This window comes from Oleiphilus sp. HI0067 (genome assembly GCF_001635735.1).
Genome location: NZ_LWFI01000559.1, coordinates 1 through 800, shown reverse-complemented (window position 1 = coordinate 800; position 800 = coordinate 1). Strand labels below are relative to the sequence as shown.

2 protein-coding genes are annotated in these 800 nt (G+C 43.5%); both read left to right on the top strand.

Annotated features, from left to right (window positions below; translation table 11 throughout):
* Positions 1–658: NAD(P)H-binding protein (locus A3739_RS06570; protein ID WP_068500789.1), on the top strand; the 658-nt coding region annotated here is incomplete at its 5' end.
* The coding region (locus A3739_RS31330) for a pyridoxamine 5'-phosphate oxidase family protein (protein WP_197472123.1) at positions 655–800 on the top strand (146 nt) is incomplete at its 3' end. The genes A3739_RS06570 and A3739_RS31330, both read left to right, overlap by 4 nt.

The following is an 800-nucleotide window of genomic DNA, read 5'->3' as shown; positions in this document are numbered from 1 at the left end:
CAGAAAGATTGCTTGGGTCGCTGGCGCCAGCGGCTTAATTGGACGAAGTCTCGTACAACAGCTCTGTGAAGATAAACAATACGAAGAAGTCTATGCCTTTGTTCGATCACAAAACTCATCAGATTATCAGCATCAGAAACTCAGCTACTTTATTTGTGATTGGAACAAGCTTCTTCAGAATCCAAGCTCTTTCGAAGCACCAAGTCATGAGGTATCGGACTTATTTTGCGCCTTGGGCTCAACCAAAAAGAAAACGCCAAATGCTATGGAATATGTGCGTATTGATGTGGAGTATCCTGAAGCTTTCGCGAAACTAGGTAAAGAGCATGGCGCTGGTTTCTACGGGCTTGTCTCTGCAAATGGCGCAGACGGAAAAATGCCATCCACTTATCTCAGCATGAAAAAAGATGTCGAACACAGAATCAAACATTGCGACTATGCACACGCCGCTATTGCACGGCCAAGTTTATTGCTAGGAGATAGAGAAGAATTTCGCCTTGGCGAAAAAGCATCTGAGTTCATCTGCAAACTATTGCCCGGAAATTTGAAAGCCATTGATGGCGCAGATGTCGCAGCCGCATTGATTCGTTCAGCCTCATCAAAAGATTTAGGATTTTCGATTCTTAGTTCGAAATCCATGCAAGGTGCTGCTAAGTGAGCAACATAAGTACAAACATCGAATCACTAATTGCAGATACGCAATCATGCATGCTTGCCACGCTCGATCAAAATAAACGGCCCGACGCATCAACAACCCCTTATATTCTCGAAAACAAAAAGCTGTACATTTTTATCAGTGA